Consider the following 16,394-nt stretch of genomic DNA (forward strand, 5'->3'; position numbering starts at 1 on the left):
CCGAGCGCCTAGGCTCGTCCCGTGACCCCTGCTGCGGCCGATGACGGCGCCGAGATGCCCCAGCTCCCCCTCCTGGATGCGGCGGCCGTCAGCGCCCATGTGGAGCTGCGCCCGAGCTGGCGAGGCTGGATCCACGCGGGCACCTTCCCCGTGGCGATCGCCGCCGGTGTGGTGCTCATCGCGCTGGCCTACGACTCGGCTCCCGCCAAGTGGGCCTGCGCCGTGTTCATGGCCACATCGCTGCTGCTGTTCGGCAACTCGGCGCTCTACCACCGGTTCGACTGGGGTCCCAAGACCAAAGCGGTGCTCAAGCGCATCGACCACGCCAACATCCTGCTGCTGATCGCCGGGACCTACACGCCCATCGCGGTGCTGGCCCTGCCGCCCGGCAAGGGCGCGCTGCTGCTGACCCTCGTGTGGAGCGGGGCGCTGCTGGGCATCCTCTTCCGCGTCTTCTGGATCCACGCGCCGCGCTGGCTCTACGTCGCGCTCTACCTGCTGCTGGGGTGGGCGGCGGTCATGTACATGGGCGATCTGCTGGTGGCCAACCTCGCCATGATGATCCTGGTGATCGTCGGCGGGCTGCTCTACACCGGCGGCGCCGTGGTCTACGCGCTCAAGCGCCCCAACCCGTGGCCCGGCCACTTCGGCTTCCACGAGATCTTCCACGTCTGCACGGTGCTCGCCTTCCTCTGCCACTGGACGGCGTGCCTGCTGATCGCCCTCGAGCCGCTCAGCCCTTCGCTGGGGGTGCCTGCGTAGGAGGCTCGTCGGCGGGGCGCTGCGGGGCCTCGGCCTCGGCCGCTGCGGCGGCCTGCTCTTCGGCATCCAGCTCTTCGACGATGTCGGCGCGGTACCCGGCGCGGCGGATGCGACGGAGCATGTCGACCAGCAGGAACACCACGACGACGGCGAGGAACGCGATGCCGACGAAACCGATGAAGCCGGGACTCACCACCTGCGGATCGACCGTCATCGACGGCGTCGGAAGCGGTGTCGCGTCGGCGAGCAGCCACATCGGCAGATGCATGATTCCCCGTTCTGCGCGCGAGCGCATAGCCTGGAGTTCCAGCCTATGTCCTCCCCCACAACGCCCATGACCTCGCCCACCGCCCAGCAGCGCCTCGACGACCGCTACGGTCGCACCCGGCGCCGCCGCCTGCCGTGGGTGGTGTTCATCGCCGTCGTCGTGGGCCTCGTGGGCTGGTACGGCTGGTCGACGATCACCACGTCGATGGACACGCTCGACACGGATGCCACCGGCTACGAGGTGATCGAGGGGCAGCGCAGCGTGGTCGTGAACTTCCAGACCACCGGGCGCGCCGACGTGCCGATCGCCTGCGCGCTGGAAGCGCAGGACGTCGAGCACGGCGTCGTCGGCTGGCGCATCGTGCAGTACGAGCCGGCACCTGCGACGACGCGCAGCTTCAGCGAGACGATCCCCACCACCGCCGAGGCCACCACGGGTTTGGTGACCTCCTGCTGGATCCCGTAGGCTGACCGACACACATCCGCGCCCCGGCACGTCGCCGGGGCGTTCGGTTTAGCCCCCGGCATCCGCAGCCCCCGGCGCGGCCCTGCCCGGCAGAGACACCCCAGGAGACGACGTGTCCGACCGCACTGACACCTTCCTCACCCAGGAGGCGTACGACCGCCTCGCCAACGAGCTCGAGCACCTGTCCACGACGGGGCGCGAAGAGATCGCTAAGCGCATCGAGGCCGCCCGCGAAGAGGGCGACCTGAAGGAGAACGGCGGCTACCACGCCGCCAAGGACGAGCAGGGCAAGCAGGAGGCGCGCATCCGCACGCTGCAGGCGCTGCTGAAGGACGCCAAGGTGGGCGAAGCGCCCGAGTCGGACGGCACCGTGCTCTCGGGCACCGTCGTGACGGCCATCGTCGCCGGCGGCGAAGAGGTCTTCCTGCTCGGCAACCGCGAGATCGCGGCCAACTCCGAGCTCGACGTCTACAGCGAGGCCTCGCCCCTGGGCGCGGCCATCCTGGGCCTCGCCGAGGGTGCGAAGACGTCGTACACCGCCCCCAACGGCCGCGAGATCAGCGTCGAGATCGTGAAGGTCGAGACCTACGCGGGCCAGTGACCCGCGCCGCGCCGCGCGCTGCCGGGGTCAGTCCTCGAGCAGCCGCGGCGCGAAACCGGCCCGGTCGAGGGCGTCGATCACGAGCCGACGGTGGTCTTCGCCGCGCGTCTCGACACTCAGCTGCAGGATGACCTCGCTGATCTGCAGGCCCTGGCCGTGCCGGGTGTGCAGCACCTCGATGACGTTGGCGCCCACCGAGGCGAGCAGCTCCGACACGCGCGCCAGCTGACCGGGACGGTCGGGCAACGGGATCTGCAGGGTCATGTAGCGACCGGATGCCGCGAGCCCGTGCGACACGACGCGCTGCAGCAGCAGAGGGTCGATGTTCCCGCCCGACAGCACCGACACGGTCGGGCCGCTGGCACGCACCTTGCCGGCGAGGATCGCGGCGACCCCGACGGCACCGGCCGGCTCCACCACCTGCTTGGCACGCTCGAGCAGCACCAGCAGGGCGCGGGCGATGTCGTCGTCGCTGACGGTGACGACCTCGTCGACCAGCTCGCTGATCACCTCGAAGGGGAAATCGCCGGGTCGGGCCACCGCGATGCCGTCGGCGATCGTCGGAGTGGTCGGCACGGTGAGCGGCGCGTGGGCGGCGAGGGAGGCCGGGTAGGCGGCGGAGTTCTCGGCCTGCACGCCGATGACGCGCACGGTGCGCCCCGCCGCGGCGGCGCGGGCCTTGACGGCCGCGGCGATGCCGGCGATGAGCCCGCCCCCGCCGATGCCGACGATGACGGTGTCGAGGTCGGGAACGGCGTCCCAGAGCTCGAGGCCGAGCGTCCCCTGTCCGATGACGATGTCGCGGTGGTCGAACGGATGGATGAGCACGGCGCCGGTGCGCTCGGCGAACTCGGCCGCCAGTCGCAGCGGCGTCTCGACGGTGGCGCCCTCGAGGATGACCTCGGCACCGTAGCCGCGGGTGGCGAGGAGCTTGGGCACCGGCACGCCGAGCGGCATGAAGATCGTCGCCGCGATCCCCAGCTTCTGCGCGGCCAGGGCCACGCCCTGCGCGTGGTTGCCGGCGGAAGCGGCGACCACGCCGCGGGCGCGCTCCTCGGCGCTGAGGCGCGAGAGGCGATAGGCGGCGCCGCGGATCTTGAACGAGCCGGTGCGCTGCAGGTTCTCGAACTTGAGGTGCACGGGGGCGCCCAGCACGTCGCTGAGGTGCTCGGACACGTCGAACGGCGTCTTGGTGATGACGGCGTCGAGGAAGGCGGCGGCGTCTTCGAACTCCGCCAGGGTGGGTATGCTCACGCGGGGCTCCTCCGGGTGCGGGGCACCGTGCTCCAGATCAGGTCTTCGGGTTCGGGTCTGTCGCCGGTCTTCCACTGCCGCCGGGACAGGTAGACCGCGACGACGTTGATGAACGCGGCCAGCGGCACGGCGAACAGCGCGCCGGGGATGCCGGCGATCATCGCGCCGCCGGCGACGACGAGCACGACCGCCAGGGGATGCACCTTGACCGCCGAGCCCATGAGCAGGGGCTGGAGCACGTGGCCCTCCAGCTGCTGCACGGCGAGCACGGCCACGAGCATCCACAGCGCGATCCACGGCCCGTTGTAGACGAGGGCGAGGAAGACCGCGAGGGCTCCGGTGACGACGGCGCCCACGAACGGGATGAACGCGCCGAGGAACACCAGGACGGCGACGGGGATGGCCAGCGGCACACCCAGGAAGAACGCGGCGGCGCCGATGCCGATCGCGTCGATGGTGGCCACGAGCAGCTGCGTGCGCGCGTAGTTGATGACGGTGACCCAGCCGGCGCGGCCCGCCCCGTCGACGGCGGCCCGGGCGTCGGACGGGAACAGCCGCACCACCCAGCGCCAGATGCCGCCGCCGTCGGCGAGGGTGCACAGCAGGATGAAGACGGTCAGCAGGGTGCCGGTGGCGACGTGGCCGACGGTGGAGCCGATGGCGAGGGCGCCCGACAGCAGCAGCTCGACCTGCTGCTGCGCGAAGCTCCATGCCTGCTCGAGCATGTCGTCGATCTGGACGGCCGTGAGGTGGAGCGGGCCGTCGATAAGGTACTGCCGGAACTGCTCGATGGCGGCGCCGGTGCGGTCGCGCACCGACCCCCACTGGCGGGTGATCTGCCAGATCGCGAGGTAGAGCAGGCCGCCGACCACGGCGATCGTGCCGAAGAGGCTGAGCACGATCCCCAGCCACCGCGGCACCCGGTGGCGCAGGAGGAAGGTGAACCCCGGCCACAGCAGCGCGGTCAGCAGCAGCGCGACGAGGAAGGGGATGACGAGGAGCTTCAGCTGGATGACGATCCAGATCGCCACGCCGATGGCGGCGGCGATGACCACGAACCGCCACGCGTAGGCGGTGGCCACCCGCAGCCCGTGCGGCAGCGACTGACCGATCTCGGTGGAGACGGTCTTGCTGCGCAGGGCGTCGAGGAACGTGCCGCGCGGCCGCTGGTCGTTGCCGCTCATGCGTGCCGCCTCAGAACTGGATGCGCGGCGGCTCGGAGATGGCCGCGCCGTCGACGACCTCGAAGAACTCGCGCTCGGTGAAACCGAGGCGGCGGGCGAAGAGGTTGTTGGGGAACACCTTGATCTTGGTGTTCAGCTCGCGCACGCCGCCGTTGTAGAAGCGACGCGATGCCTGGATCTTGTCCTCGGTGTCGACGATCGACTGCTGCAGCTGCAGGAAGTTCTGGCTGGCCTGCAGCTGCGGGTAGGCCTCGGCCACCGCGAACAGCGACCGCAGCGCCTGCTGCATGTGCCCTTCGGCAACACCGGCGTCGGCGGGCGAACCGGCGGCGAGCGTCTCGGCACGCGCACGGGTGACGTTCTCGAAGACGGCCTTCTCGTGGGCCGCGTAGCCCTTGACCGTCTCGATGAGGTTCGGCAGCAGGTCGGCACGGCGCTTGAGCTGCACCGTGATGTCGCTCCACGCCTCCTCGACCCGCACATTCAGTGCGACCAGCGAGTTGTACGTCGCCCACAGGTAGACGCCCACGGCGACGATGAGGGCGACGACGAGCAGGATGGGGATCAGCAACTGCCATTCCATGGGTTCTCCTCGAGATCCTGCCCATCCTATCGGCGTCGCCGGGATGCTCCCGGGCCCCGGCGGTCACTCCCAGCCGATGCCCATCGACCGGCGCCGCCGCGGCGGCCGGCGCTCAGTCGCCGAGCACCCGACCGAGGTACGGATTGCGGAAGACCCGCTGCGGGTCGAGCCGGTCGCGCAGCGCCACGAAGTCGTCGAAGTGCGGGTAGCGGGGCCGCAGCGCATCGGCATCCAGGGTGTGCATCTTGCCCCAGTGCGGACGCCCCTCGTGGGCGAGCATCACCTCTTCCACCGCGGCGAAGTAGACGTGCGGATCGGCGCGCCAGTAGCGGTGCACGGCGATGTAGCCGGTCGCGCGGCCGTGGGCGGTCGACATCCACAGGTCGTCGCCGGCTGCCATGCGCACCTCGACGGGGAACTCGATGCGCCAGTCGTGCTCGTCGATGACGCGCTGCATGTCGCGGAAGGCATCCGCGAGTCGCTCGACGGGCACCGCGTACTCCATCTCGCGGAAGCGCACGCCGCGGCTGGTGGCGAACACGCGGTGCGACGCGTCGGAGAACGTGCGGTCGCCCCACACCTTCGCCGACAGCCGGTTGACGGTCGGCACCAGCGGCGGCACCGCGCGGCCCAGGCTGCAGACGGCCTGGTGCACGCCGTTGCCGATGACCACGTCGTCGACGAGTCGGCGACCGGGCGAGAGCGGCGCGGTCGCGGCATCCGCCGGCAGCCGCGCGTTGGTCTTGGTGAGGGCGACGTCGGTGTGGGGGAACCAGTAGAACTCGAAGTGGTCGGCGGCGGCCGCGCGCGCGGGCAGGTCGCCGATGATCTCGTCGAGCGGCTCGGGGCGCTCCAGCGCCGAAAGCACGAAGGCGGGCACGCACTGCAGGGTGACCTCGACGAGGATGCCGAGCGCGCCGAGCCCGACGGCCACCGCCGGCAGCAGCTCGGGGTTCTCGTCGGCGCAGATGCGCAGCAGCTCGCCATCGGCGGTGACCAGCACCGCACCGACGAGCTGGGTGGCGATGCCGCCGAAGCGCTCCCCCGTGCCGTGCGTGCCGGTGGACACGGCGCCCGAGATCGACTGCCGGTCGATGTCGCCGAGGTTCTGCATCGCGAGGCCGTAGGGGGCCAGGAGCGCCGGGATGCGGTGCAGGCGCGTGCCGGCGAGCAGCCGCACCTGCGCCCGCTCGCGGTCGACCGCGATGAGGCCGGACAGGTCGGCGAGCTCGAGCAGCACGCCCGGCGCCACCGCGATGCCGGTGAAGCTGTGCCCGGCTCCGACGGCCTTCACCGCGAGGCCGCGGGCCGCCGCGGCGCGCACCGACCGGCGCACCGCCTCGATGGTCGCGGGGTACTCCACCCGCTGCGGGCGCACCTGCTCGGTGCGGGCCCAGTTCTGCCAGGTGCCGCCGATGCGGGTCACAGGAAGCTCTTCCCTTCGCCGCGGTAGGTGGCGCTCTCGCCCACGAGCCGGTCGCCGCTGGTGAGGTGATACCGGTCGACGCGCTCGGCGAGCTCGCCGCTCTTGGCGTGCCGGAACCACACCCGGTCGCCGATCGACAGGGCACGCGCTGCGTCGCCCTGCAGCGGGGTCTGCACCTCGCCGGCGCCCTCACGGGCGAGGGTGTGCAGGCCCGCGGGCCACACCGGCGCGGGTTGGCGCGAGGCCACGGGCGGGCCCGAGGCGATCCAGCCGCCGCCGAGCACCGTGACGATGTCGGGTGTCGGGCGGCGCACGACCTCGAGGGCGAACGCGGCCGCGGGGGCCGGTGAGAAGGCGCGGTACCCGTCGAACAGGTGCCCGGCCAGCAGACCGCTGCCGGCGGTGGTCTCGGTGACCGCGTCGTCGGCGGAGGTGTATTCGAGCGAGCCGGTGCCGCCGCCGTTGACGAACTCCAGTTCGGCGACCTCGCGCAGCGCGGCGACGATGGCGCCGCGCCGCTCGCGCAGCTCGTCACCCGACTTGCGCTGCATCCAGCGCACGACGGCGTCGCCGGAGCCGGTGTCGTCGGGCTGGCCGGCGATCTGGGCCTCGTACATCATGAGTCCCACCAGCGCGAAGCCGGGCCGCGCGGCGATCGCGCGCCCGAGGGCGGCGACCTCGGCGGCGTCGTGCACGGGCGAGCGCCGCACGCCCAGGTGGCCGAGCACCGGGGCCCGCCACGACGCGTCGGCGTCGATGGCGACGCGGATGCGGGGGCGCGAGGCCGCGGGCGCGACGGCGTCGACGAGGTCGAGCTGGGCCAGGTCGTCGACCATGAGCGTGATGCGCTCGGCCGCCCGCGGATCGGCGGCCAGGGCGGCCAGGGCGGCGCGGTCGGCGGTCGGATAGCCGAGCACGATGTCGTCGTGGGTCTCGGCGAGCCACAGCGCCTCGGGCAGGGTGAAGGCGAGGATCCCGCGGTAGCCGGGCAGGGCGAGGGCGGCGTCGAGCACCTCGCGCACCCGGATCGACTTGCTGGCCACCCGGATGGGCACGCCGCCCGAGCGCACGACGAGGTCGAGCGCGTTGTGGCGCAGGGCGTCGACGTCGATCGTGGCCACCGGACCCGACAGGCCCGCGATGGCGGCGGTGCGCTCCCGCCAGGAGGCGGCGGGCGACGGATCGGCGGCGCGCGCGGGGGCCGGGGCGGCGAGCAGGTCGATGCTCATGGGCACACTCCTTCGGGACGGAGGCGGGGTCTTCAGCCTAGGGCCGCGGGGGCGCGGAATGACACCGCGTCGCACGGCGTGTGCGACGCGAGTTCAGCGCGGTCAGGAGCGGCCGGTGACGCGGCCGTCGTGCAGTTCGACGACGCGGTCGGCGCGCTGCACGACGAGCGGGTCGTGGGTGGCGACGACGGCGGCCAGTCCCTCGCCGTGCACGAGGTCGCCGACCAGGTCGATGACGGCGGCGGCGGTGCGCGAGTCGAGCTGCGCGGTGGGCTCGTCGGCGATGAGCACGCGGGGGCGGCCGACGATGGCGCGGGCGATCCCGACGCGCTGCTGCTGCCCGCCCGACAGCTCGCCCGGGCGCTGGGCGGCGTGGTCGGCCAGGCCCACCAGCCGCAGGGCGTCGGCCACGCGGGCATCGCGCTCGGCCGCCGGGGTGCCGGCGATCCGCAGCGGCAGCTCCACGTTCTCGGCGGCGGAGAGGATGGGGATGAGCCCGAACGACTGGAACACGAAGCCGAGCCGCTCGCGCCGCAGCGCCGCCAGCGCATCCTCCCCCTGCGCGGTCGCGTCGATGTCGTCGAACCACACCGTGCCGGTGGTGGGCCGGTCGAGCCCGCCGAGCAGGTTAAGCAGCGTCGTCTTGCCGGCGCCCGACGCACCGCGCACGACCACCAGCTCCCCCTCCGACACCTCGATGTCGACGTCGGTGCAGGCGTGCACCTCGCCCGCGCCCGACGCGTAGACCCGTCCGAGTCCGACGCCGCGCAGTGCCGCGCTCACGAGGCATCCTCGCTCTCACCGGTCGCGACCCCGGGCGCATCGGCTCCGCGGCCGGGGCGCACCTGCACGTGGTCGGGTTCGAGCGAGAGGCGCACCCGGTCGCGCAGGTCGAGGGCGGCGACGAACTCGTCGGGCAGCTGCAGGCGGCCGACGCGATCGAGCACCGCGTACTCCTCGGCCACGTGCTGCTCGGCGCCGTGCTCGTCGGTGCGGGTGGAGCGCAGCACCTCGGTGGAGGTGCGGCCGTCGCGGATCTGCACGGTGCGGGCGACGTGCTCCGAGACGCCGGGGTCGTGCGTGACGATGAGGGTCGTCACCCCCAGCTCGCGGTTGACGCCCCGCAGCGCCTCCAGCACGTGCGCGCTCGTCGTGTCGTCGAGCTCACCGGTGGGCTCGTCGGCCAGCAGCACGCGCGGGGCGTTGGCGATGGCGACCGCGATGGCGGTGCGCTGCTGCTCACCGCCCGACATCTCGCCGGGCGTGCGCTCGGCGCAGTGCCCCACCTCGAGCAGGTCGAGGAGCTCCCGCACCCTCGTGCGGCGTGCCGCGGTGCCGCTGACGGTGCCGGCGACGGCCAGCGCGGCGGCGACGTTCTCGGCGGCCGAGAGGTAGGGCAGCAGGTTGCGGGAGGTCTGCTGCCAGACGAAGCCGACGCTGTGGCGGCGGAACGAGACCCGCTCCTTCTCCTTCATGGTGAGCAGGTCGTGGCCGGCGACCCACGCCACCCCGGCGGTGGGCCGGTCGAGGCTCGACAGGATCGACAGCAGCGTCGACTTGCCCGAGCCCGAGGCGCCGACGACGGCGACGAGCTCGCCGGGGTCGATGCGCAGGTTCAGCCCCTGCAGCGCCTGCACCTCGACGTCGGGACCGCTTCCGGTCACGACGCGGAAGATCCGCACCAAGTCGGTGCAGAGGATGTCGGCGTCGGGTGAGGTCACAGCCATGGTCCTATCCTTCCTCCACGGTGCGCAGCGCCCCGGCGGCGCGCACCCGACGGGAGACGAGCAGCGACAGCGCCGTGCTCACCGCCGCCATCAGAACGAAGCCGCCGAGGGTGAGCGCGACCACGAGCGGGTCGATGCGGTAGGCGGGCGCGAGCGACGAGCCGGTGAAGGCCCGCAGGTCGACGGCCGCCATCATCACCAGGGGCACCAGGGCACCGAACACGGTGCCGGTCACCAGCGCCGCCAGCACCGGGGGTCCCACCTCCCACAGCGCCAGCCGGCCCGCGGAGCGGCGCGGAGCCCCCAGGATGCGCAGCAGCGCCGCAGTGCGGGCACGCGGGCCCGCCGCGAGCGTCAGCGTCATCGCCAGGGCCAGCGCGCCGAGCACCGCGGCCAGGGCCGTCGAGGCCAGCAGCACCGTGCGCACGCCCTGAGCAGCGGGCCCCTCGGCGAGCCGCTCGCGCACGGCATCGGCGGTGTCGATGCGCACGGTGTCGCCGAGCAGGTCGCGCAGCTGCGCCGTGACAGCGGCGGGATCGGCGTCGTCGTCGACGCGCACGAGCAGCACACGGTCGCTCGGGTCGCGCCCGAGGATCCCGTCGGCGACGGACTGGTCGACGAGCACCCAGTCGGCGCGGGCGCCGATGGGCACGGGCCCGCGCGTGATGCCCGCCACCGTCACGTCGACGCCCTCGAGGCGCAGATCGGCTTCGCCGTCGACGGTGTCGGCGACCGCGCCCGAGACGATGATGGCGGCGGGGTCCGAGCCTGCGACGGTGCCCTCCGGCGGCAGCAGGCCCGGGCCGTCGCCCTGCACGTCGCGCAGGACCGCGCCGTCGACGACGAACACCGAGGTCGCGCTGCGCACCCCGCTCACGTCGAGGGTCGCCGGCACCAGCCCCGAGACGCCGGCGGCGGCGGCCACGCCGGGCACGGACCGCACCTCGTCGAGCTGCGTCGGCGAGAACGACGCCCCGGTGACGCGCAGGTCGGCGCCCACCTCGGCGCGCGCCGCCTCGGCGGTGCCGAACTGCAGCACCGACAGCAGCACGCCGGCGGTGACGGCCACCGAGACGCCGACGGTGAGGGCGAGCACGGGGGTGAGTCCGATGGCGGGCTCGCGCAGGGCGCGCGCGGCGCCGAGGAACGTGTCGAGACCGGATGCCGCGCGGCCGCGGCGCCAGATCGCCCGCAGCGGCAGCGGGTACAGCCGCAGGGTGAGCAGGCACGCCGTGAGGGCCACGAGCAGCGGGGTCGCCGCCAGCAACAGGTCGACGCCGCCGCTGTAGCCGCGGACGAACAGCAGCGCGACGGCCACGGCGGTGACCACGCACAGGGCGACCTCGGCGATCACCCGCGCTCTGCCGGCAGCCCGTCCGAGGTCGGCCCGGGGGCGTCGCTCGGCCGCGCCCGGCGCGAGGAGGACGAGGATCACAAGCGGGGCCACCGCGAGCAGCACCACCGGCACCAGGCCCGCCGCCAGCGCTGCGGCCGTCGGCATCCCGCCCGCCCACACCGCCCCCAGCACCAGGCCCGCGATGCCGCCGAGCACGGCCGGCACCACCCCGACGATCACCGCTTCCACCGCCAGCAGTCCGCGCAGTTGCCCGAGCGACGCTCCACGCGCCGACAGCAGGCGCAGCGCGGGGCGACGGCTCTCGAGCACGAGCCGGCAGCCGAGCACGAGCACGGCGGCGGCAACGCCCACGGGGCCCGACACGAGCATCGCCAGCAGCGCGGTGGTGGCCGCCTGCTGGGCCAGGGCGACGTCGATCGGGCCGGTGATGTCGGCTTCGAAACGCACCCCGAGGATGCCGTACCCGGAGGAGGAGGTGCCGACGGTGTGCGACACGGCGGTCAGTTCGCGCAGACCCGCGGCCACGGCGGCCGCGTCGGCGGCGGTGATGGCGCCGGCATCGAGGGGGTACCAGGCGTCGGTCAACTGCGTGCTCGAGCGGGAGGCCAGCACCAGTGAGTCGGGGTGCGCGAACGCCGTCGCGATCACCCCGCGCGGGCGGTTGCCGTCGTCGTCGATCTGCGGCGTGAGCACCGACGGCACGTGCTGCCAGTAGTCGTCGTCGGGGTCGGCGGCGACGAACGTTCCGGTGAGCACGTAGGTGACCGCCCCGCCTATGCCGGGACCCGGCGACCAGGTCTCACCGACCGCCCATCCGAACTCCTGCGCCGACTTCTCCGACAGCGCGACCTCGACGAGCACGGGGTCCTCGTAGAAGCCCGTCCAGTCGCTGATCGCAGCGAGGGGCTCGGGGGCCCGACCGGCCGTGAAGCGGACCTGCTCGTCGTAACCCGGCGCGAAGGCCAGCGACATCTTGCGCGTGCCGAAAGCGGGCTCGACGCCGGTGCGGGTGATCGCCTGCGGGTCGCCCAGCAGCTCGGGAACGCCCGCGGCGGCATCGTCGCGGATGCCCTCGAGCGTGCTGAGGAACCGGGGCCACGAGTCATCGAGAGCGTCCGACAGCTGCGGCATCCCGGTCGAGGTCGACAGCACGTCGCGCTCGGTGGCGGGAAGGCCCGCGAGCCGGTCACGCAGCGACGCGTCCGCCAGCACGCCGAGGGCGAGCGGCGCCAGCGCGCCGATGAGCGAGAGCACCGCCACGAGCGCCGCGACGACGGCCACCGCGCCCGTGCGCGAACGCAGGTGATGGGCCACGAGGGCACGGGTCGACACGCGCACGCTCATCGGGCCTCCTCCCCCACGGTCGCCGCGGCGGCGCCTCGCCGCACGGCTGCACCCGCCGCCACCGCGACGACGGCCAGTGCCAGCGCGAGGGCGACCAGCGCGATCAGCAGCGTGGCCGCGTCGACGACGGGCGTGGCGGTGTCGGGCAGGATGCCGGGGGTCACCGCGACCACCAGAGCCGGCACGACGACGACAGCCGCCGCGAGCCCGGCAGCGGCGCCCACCACGAGGGCCGCGCCGAACAGCGACGTGAGCTCGGCGACCCGCATCCGCGCCTGACGGCGCGCCGTCACCCCGAGGGCGCGCAGCACGCCGAGGTCGCGGCGGCGCGCGAGGGCGAGGGTCTGCACGATCGCGATCGCGGCGATGAGGGTGAGCAGCACCGCACCCGCGGTGGCCACCCCCCACGCGGGCACGAGGGCGCCGACGACCTGAGCCGTGACGCCGGGCGTGCCGGTCGCGACGGGACGGTCGCCCAGGGCCTCGCTGAGGGCGGGTGCGGCGCCGGCGGGGCCGTCGGCCCACACCGAGGTCGCCGGCACGATGGTGGTGTCGCGCTGCAGCTGCGATGCGAGCAGCGCATCGAGCGCGGTGGCGACGGCGAGCGGCTGCGACGCGCCGGGGACGGCCTCGACGACGCCGGTGACGATGACCGCGCCGCGCCGCCCGGTGCCCTCGTAACGGAACTCGAACACGTCGCCGACGCCGATGCCCAGGCGTGCGGCCAGGGCGCGGGAGATCTGTCCGCCGACGGGGGCCGGATCGGATGCGGCGGTGTCGGGCACGCCGAGCCACAGCACGGCGGCGTCGCCGTCGGCGCCGCCGAGCGCCGCGGCACCGGAGACCGGCAGCGCTGCCCCTCCCCCCGCGTCGACGCTCACGAGCGAGACGTCGACCGCGCGTGAGACGACGCCGGGCACAAGCTCGGCGGTCACCGCGAGCAGGCGCCACGGGGCGGCGCCGCGCGGCAGCGGCGTGTCGGTGGTCATGACGGCGGTGCCGGTGGTGTCGGTGCCGGTGGCGGCGACCGGTGCTTGGGCGGTGACGGTCACCGCGGCGCCGGTGGCATCCAGCAGCACGAGGCCCAGGCGCACCTCGGCGAGCACCGGCAAGGCGCCGGCCGGGGCGGCGAGGGAGAGGGCGACGCGGATGCCGGTGGCGTCGGCACCGAGGTCGAGCGGGGCCGCGCGCAGCCCGGTGGCGGCAGGGGCGGCGGGGGCGGCAGGATCGGCAGGGTCGGAGGGGACGGACCCGGTCGCGACCAGCTCGGCGTCGGTCTGCCCGATCTCGGTCTGCGCGATGAGGGCCGGTCGTGCGCGGGTGATGTCGGGCACCGCGGCGGCGTCGGCCACCTCGGCCGGACGCGCCGACTGCGGGGGCAGGTCCACGCGCAGGTCGGCGCCCGTGCGCAGGGCGGCCGACGTGGTCGCGGCGCTCTGCCAGGTCTGGGCGTACACGGCGGCGAAGGCGATCTGCGCCGAGGCGGCCGCCACCAGTAGCACCGCCACCGCGGTCACCGTGAGGCGGCGGGCGACCTGGCGGGCCGGGAACGAGGGGGTCAGGCCGGGCCGGCGCCCGGCGAGACGGGCGATGAGTGCGGTCAGCGCGCCGCACACCGCGAGCGAGACGAGAGCCGCCGCGGCGAGCACCACGGCGGGGGCGACCGCGACGATCGGGTCGCCGGCGCCGGGCCGGGCCGACGGCAGCTGCCAGGCGACGAGCCCCGCGCCGGCGAGCACCGCGAGCACGCTCACGGCGGCGGTGGCCCGCACGCCGCGCGTTGCCGCGTCGGCGCGGGCCGACAGGCGCAGCGCCACGAGGAAGATGAGGGCCAGCACGATCGCGACCGCCGGCGCCACGGGCCACAGCGCCAGGGCATCGCCGGCGCCGGCGCCCACGAGGGGCGCCGCGGCGAGGGCCACCGGCACGCCCACGACCAGTCCGGCGAGCGCGATGAGCGCCGCCTCGACGGCATCCGCGGCCCACGCCTGGCGGGAGGAGCGGCCGCGGGCGCGGAGCGTGGCGGTCTCGTGCTCGCGCTGCACGGCGAGCAGGCGTGCGAGCTGGGCGACGGCGGTGCCGGCGACCAGGGCGATCAGCAGGCCCAGCGCGGGCGCGGCCGCCGTCAGCGCGGCGACGCCGGCCCCGATGCGCGCGTCGAGTTCGTCGGCGTCGATGCCCGGCGGGGCGGGGACTCCCGCGGTGGCCACCCCCCGCGCGAGGACCGCGGCGACGAGGATCGCGGTCGCGATGGCGACGGCGACGGTGGCCGCCGCGCCGCCGAGAAGACCTGCCCGCACCCGGGAGTGCCGCCACGAGAGGGCTACGACGCTCACCGAGGGCATCGGGCGGTCGGGCATGCGCTGATCCTCCGCGCGGACTCGTCGGGCGGGCGCCGTGCCCGTCACGCCAGCATAGGGGCCGCACGCGCACACGCCCGCGAGCCGCGGCAGCAGGACGGGGCGCCGGCCGGTCGTGGCGGGGCGCCGGCCGGTCGTGGCGGGGCGTCGCTCGCCCCCCCTTGACGAAGCACTTGCATTTTGCAAGTATCGCGACATGAGCCTCTTCATCACCTGCCCGGTCGAGAGCGTCGAACGCGCGACCGCCTTCTACACCTCACTCGGCTGGACCCTCAACGCGGAGATGTCCGATCACAACGTGTCGTGCTTCGCGATCGCCCCCGAGCAGTACGTCATGCTCGGCAGCCGCGAGATGTACGCGAGCGTCGGCGGCGTCGAAGACCTGATCGGCGGCCCCGACACCCCCTCCAAGGTCACCGTCTCGTTCGACCTCGGCAGCCGCGAGGCCGTCGACGACCTCGTCGCGCGCGCCGCCGCCGCCGGAGGGCGCGTCGGCGACACCGACGATTACCCGTTCATGTACCAGCGGCAGTTCGACGACCCCGACGGCTACCACTACTCGCCGTTCTGGATGAAGCCGGACGACGAACCGGTCGCGTGAGCGACCTCTCCGCAGCTCTCGACGTGGTCGGTGCGCGGTGGGCGCTGCTCATCGTGGAGCGCCTGCTCGAGGGGCCGCAGCGCTACGGCGACCTGCAGCGCGATCTCGGCGTGCCGACGAACATGCTCGCCACCCGCCTGCGCGAACTGGAGGCGGCCGGTGTGCTCACCCGCCTGCCCCTCCGCCACAACACCCGCGCCTACGCGCTGACAGACCGCGGCCTGGCCCTGCGCGAGACGATCGACGCCCTCGCGCGCTGGGGCGGGGAAGGCTAGGGGCGGGCGCCGTCCCCCACCGCATCCAGTCGCCGCAGGCGCAGGCGCGCCATGTCGTGTGCGCGCGGTCCGGCACCGAGCCCGCGCTGGGCGATGTGCAGCACGAGGCGGGTGGCAGTGACCACCGGCAGCCACGAGCGGCGCACGCCGAGCAGGCGACGGTACTCCCGCGGGATGGTCGCCACAGCCCCTTCGAACAGGATGCGGTAGCCGAAGCGCAGCGCGCCCTCGACCGGCACTCGCCGTAGGAACCGCACGACGTCGTCGACCCGCTCGCCCCCGCGCAGCGTGCCGTCCACGAGCAGTCGGTGCATGCGCTCGTGCAGGTCGGCCTCCGTGACCGGCGGTGCGGCGACGCCCATGAGTCGCCCGGCGGTCGCCCAGTCCGCCACATACGCGTCGGGGCCGCCGGGAATCGCGCCGCCCCAACGTTCGTGGGCGGTGAGGAAGGCGTCGGTGAACGCGAGGTGCACCCATTCGACGAGATCCGCGTCATCAGCGCTGTACCGGCGCGTGGTGCCACCGGCATCCGCGTATTCGCCCTGCACCGTGGCGTGGAACCGGCCGACGCGGCCGAGCTCGGCGTCGACCTGCTCCTGGGAGCCGAACGTGAGCGAGATGACCCAGCGCACGGTTCCCGACAGCCGCCCGAGGGGATCCTCACGGTAGCGCGACCAGTCGTGCACGCCTGCCATGGCGCCGGGGTGCAGCGCCTGCAGCAGCAGCGCACGGACGCCGGCGACGAGCGTGGGGACGCCGGCGTGAACCGTCCAGGCCGCGCCGTCTTCGGCGAACAGGCCTCGGTCGTCTCCCCGCTCGAGGCGCAGCACCCACGGCGGGGTGCCGTTCGGATCGCCCGAGAGCGGCACCAGCAGGCGCGCGCGAAGACCTCGTCGACCTCGCTGCACGCTCACGACTCCATCCTCCCCCGGCCCACCGACACACGATGCGGGCGGGG

The 16,394-nt window shown here is 74.1% G+C and carries 16 protein-coding genes; 5 read left to right on the top strand and 11 right to left on the bottom strand.

All coding sequences use genetic code 11. The features are described from left to right. Window positions 1-54: 54 nt before the first annotated feature. Window positions 55-762: a PAQR family membrane homeostasis protein TrhA gene (gene trhA / locus N3K63_RS09630; RefSeq protein ID WP_261580085.1), complete on the top strand. Its 708-nt coding sequence runs from the start codon at window positions 55-57 to the stop codon at window positions 760-762. Here the strand turns inward: trhA and N3K63_RS09635 are convergent. Continuing rightward, complete coding sequence (locus N3K63_RS09635; RefSeq protein WP_261579927.1) at window positions 734-1,030, bottom strand: hypothetical protein; 297 nt, start codon at window positions 1,028-1,030, stop codon at window positions 734-736. The two genes, trhA and N3K63_RS09635, sit on opposite strands and share 29 nt — an antisense overlap. A gap of 45 nt (window positions 1,031-1,075) precedes the next feature. Between N3K63_RS09635 and N3K63_RS09640 the strand changes: the two genes are divergently transcribed. Then, window positions 1,076-1,495 (top strand): DUF4307 domain-containing protein, encoded by a 420-nt coding sequence (locus tag N3K63_RS09640; RefSeq protein WP_261579928.1) that lies wholly within the window; start codon window positions 1,076-1,078, stop codon window positions 1,493-1,495. A gap of 112 nt (window positions 1,496-1,607) precedes the next feature. Beyond that, complete coding sequence (greA, locus tag N3K63_RS09645; RefSeq protein WP_261579929.1) at window positions 1,608-2,096, top strand: transcription elongation factor GreA; 489 nt, start codon at window positions 1,608-1,610, stop codon at window positions 2,094-2,096. A gap of 27 nt (window positions 2,097-2,123) precedes the next feature. Here greA and ilvA read toward each other — a convergent pair whose 3' ends face one another. The 9 genes from ilvA to N3K63_RS09690 all read right to left on the bottom strand — a co-directional run bounded on the left by ilvA (window position 2,124) and on the right by N3K63_RS09690 (window position 14,560). Further along, complete coding sequence (ilvA, locus tag N3K63_RS09650) at window positions 2,124-3,350, bottom strand: threonine ammonia-lyase (protein WP_261579930.1); 1,227 nt, start codon at window positions 3,348-3,350, stop codon at window positions 2,124-2,126. After that, entirely contained in the window at window positions 3,347-4,534 is a 1,188-nt protein-coding gene (locus N3K63_RS09655; RefSeq protein ID WP_261579931.1) for an AI-2E family transporter, read from the bottom strand. Before N3K63_RS09655 ends, ilvA begins: the two co-directional genes overlap by 4 nt. A 10-nt stretch (window positions 4,535-4,544) precedes the next feature. Beyond that, the gene (locus N3K63_RS09660; RefSeq protein WP_261579932.1) at window positions 4,545-5,117 is read right to left on the bottom strand and encodes a LemA family protein; all 573 of its coding nucleotides are present in this window, start codon (window positions 5,115-5,117) and stop codon (window positions 4,545-4,547) included. Between the two features lie 112 nt (window positions 5,118-5,229). Next, window positions 5,230-6,543, bottom strand: coding sequence for a D-arabinono-1,4-lactone oxidase (locus tag N3K63_RS09665; RefSeq protein ID WP_261579933.1), 1,314 nt, complete (start codon window positions 6,541-6,543; stop codon window positions 5,230-5,232). Next, window positions 6,540-7,772 (bottom strand): alanine racemase, encoded by a 1,233-nt coding sequence (locus N3K63_RS09670; protein ID WP_261579934.1) that lies wholly within the window; start codon window positions 7,770-7,772, stop codon window positions 6,540-6,542. Before N3K63_RS09670 ends, N3K63_RS09665 begins: the two co-directional genes overlap by 4 nt. A gap of 102 nt (window positions 7,773-7,874) precedes the next feature. Further along, a complete protein-coding gene (locus tag N3K63_RS09675; protein WP_261579935.1) occupies window positions 7,875-8,555 on the bottom strand; it encodes an ABC transporter ATP-binding protein in 681 nt (226 codons plus the stop codon). Beyond that, window positions 8,552-9,499 (bottom strand): ABC transporter ATP-binding protein, encoded by a 948-nt coding sequence (locus N3K63_RS09680; RefSeq protein ID WP_261579936.1) that lies wholly within the window; start codon window positions 9,497-9,499, stop codon window positions 8,552-8,554. The genes N3K63_RS09675 and N3K63_RS09680 overlap by 4 nt, the downstream gene beginning before the upstream one ends. A 4-nt stretch (window positions 9,500-9,503) precedes the next feature. Beyond that, window positions 9,504-12,200 carry an FtsX-like permease family protein gene (locus N3K63_RS09685; protein ID WP_261579937.1) on the bottom strand — a complete coding sequence of 899 codons (2,697 nt, stop codon included), beginning with the start codon at window positions 12,198-12,200 and terminating at the stop codon, window positions 9,504-9,506. Then, the gene (locus tag N3K63_RS09690) at window positions 12,197-14,560 is read right to left on the bottom strand and encodes an FtsX-like permease family protein (protein WP_261579938.1); all 2,364 of its coding nucleotides are present in this window, start codon (window positions 14,558-14,560) and stop codon (window positions 12,197-12,199) included. The genes N3K63_RS09685 and N3K63_RS09690 overlap by 4 nt, the downstream gene beginning before the upstream one ends. Window positions 14,561-14,756: 196 nt before the next feature. Here N3K63_RS09690 and N3K63_RS09695 point away from each other — a divergent pair, with 196 nt between their 5' ends. Both N3K63_RS09695 and N3K63_RS09700 read left to right on the top strand, forming a co-directional pair. Next, window positions 14,757-15,161: a VOC family protein gene (locus N3K63_RS09695; RefSeq protein WP_261579939.1), complete on the top strand. Its 405-nt coding sequence runs from the start codon at window positions 14,757-14,759 to the stop codon at window positions 15,159-15,161. Further along, window positions 15,158-15,436, top strand: coding sequence for a winged helix-turn-helix transcriptional regulator (locus tag N3K63_RS09700; RefSeq protein WP_261579941.1), 279 nt, complete (start codon window positions 15,158-15,160; stop codon window positions 15,434-15,436). Before N3K63_RS09695 ends, N3K63_RS09700 begins: the two co-directional genes overlap by 4 nt. Here the strand turns inward: N3K63_RS09700 and N3K63_RS09705 are convergent. Continuing rightward, complete coding sequence (locus N3K63_RS09705) at window positions 15,433-16,350, bottom strand: oxygenase MpaB family protein (protein ID WP_261579942.1); 918 nt, start codon at window positions 16,348-16,350, stop codon at window positions 15,433-15,435. The two genes, N3K63_RS09700 and N3K63_RS09705, sit on opposite strands and share 4 nt — an antisense overlap. Window positions 16,351-16,394: the final 44 nt, after the last annotated feature.

It is taken from the genome of Microbacterium festucae, assembly GCF_025421715.1.
GTDB lineage: Bacteria > Actinomycetota > Actinomycetes > Actinomycetales > Microbacteriaceae > Microbacterium > Microbacterium festucae.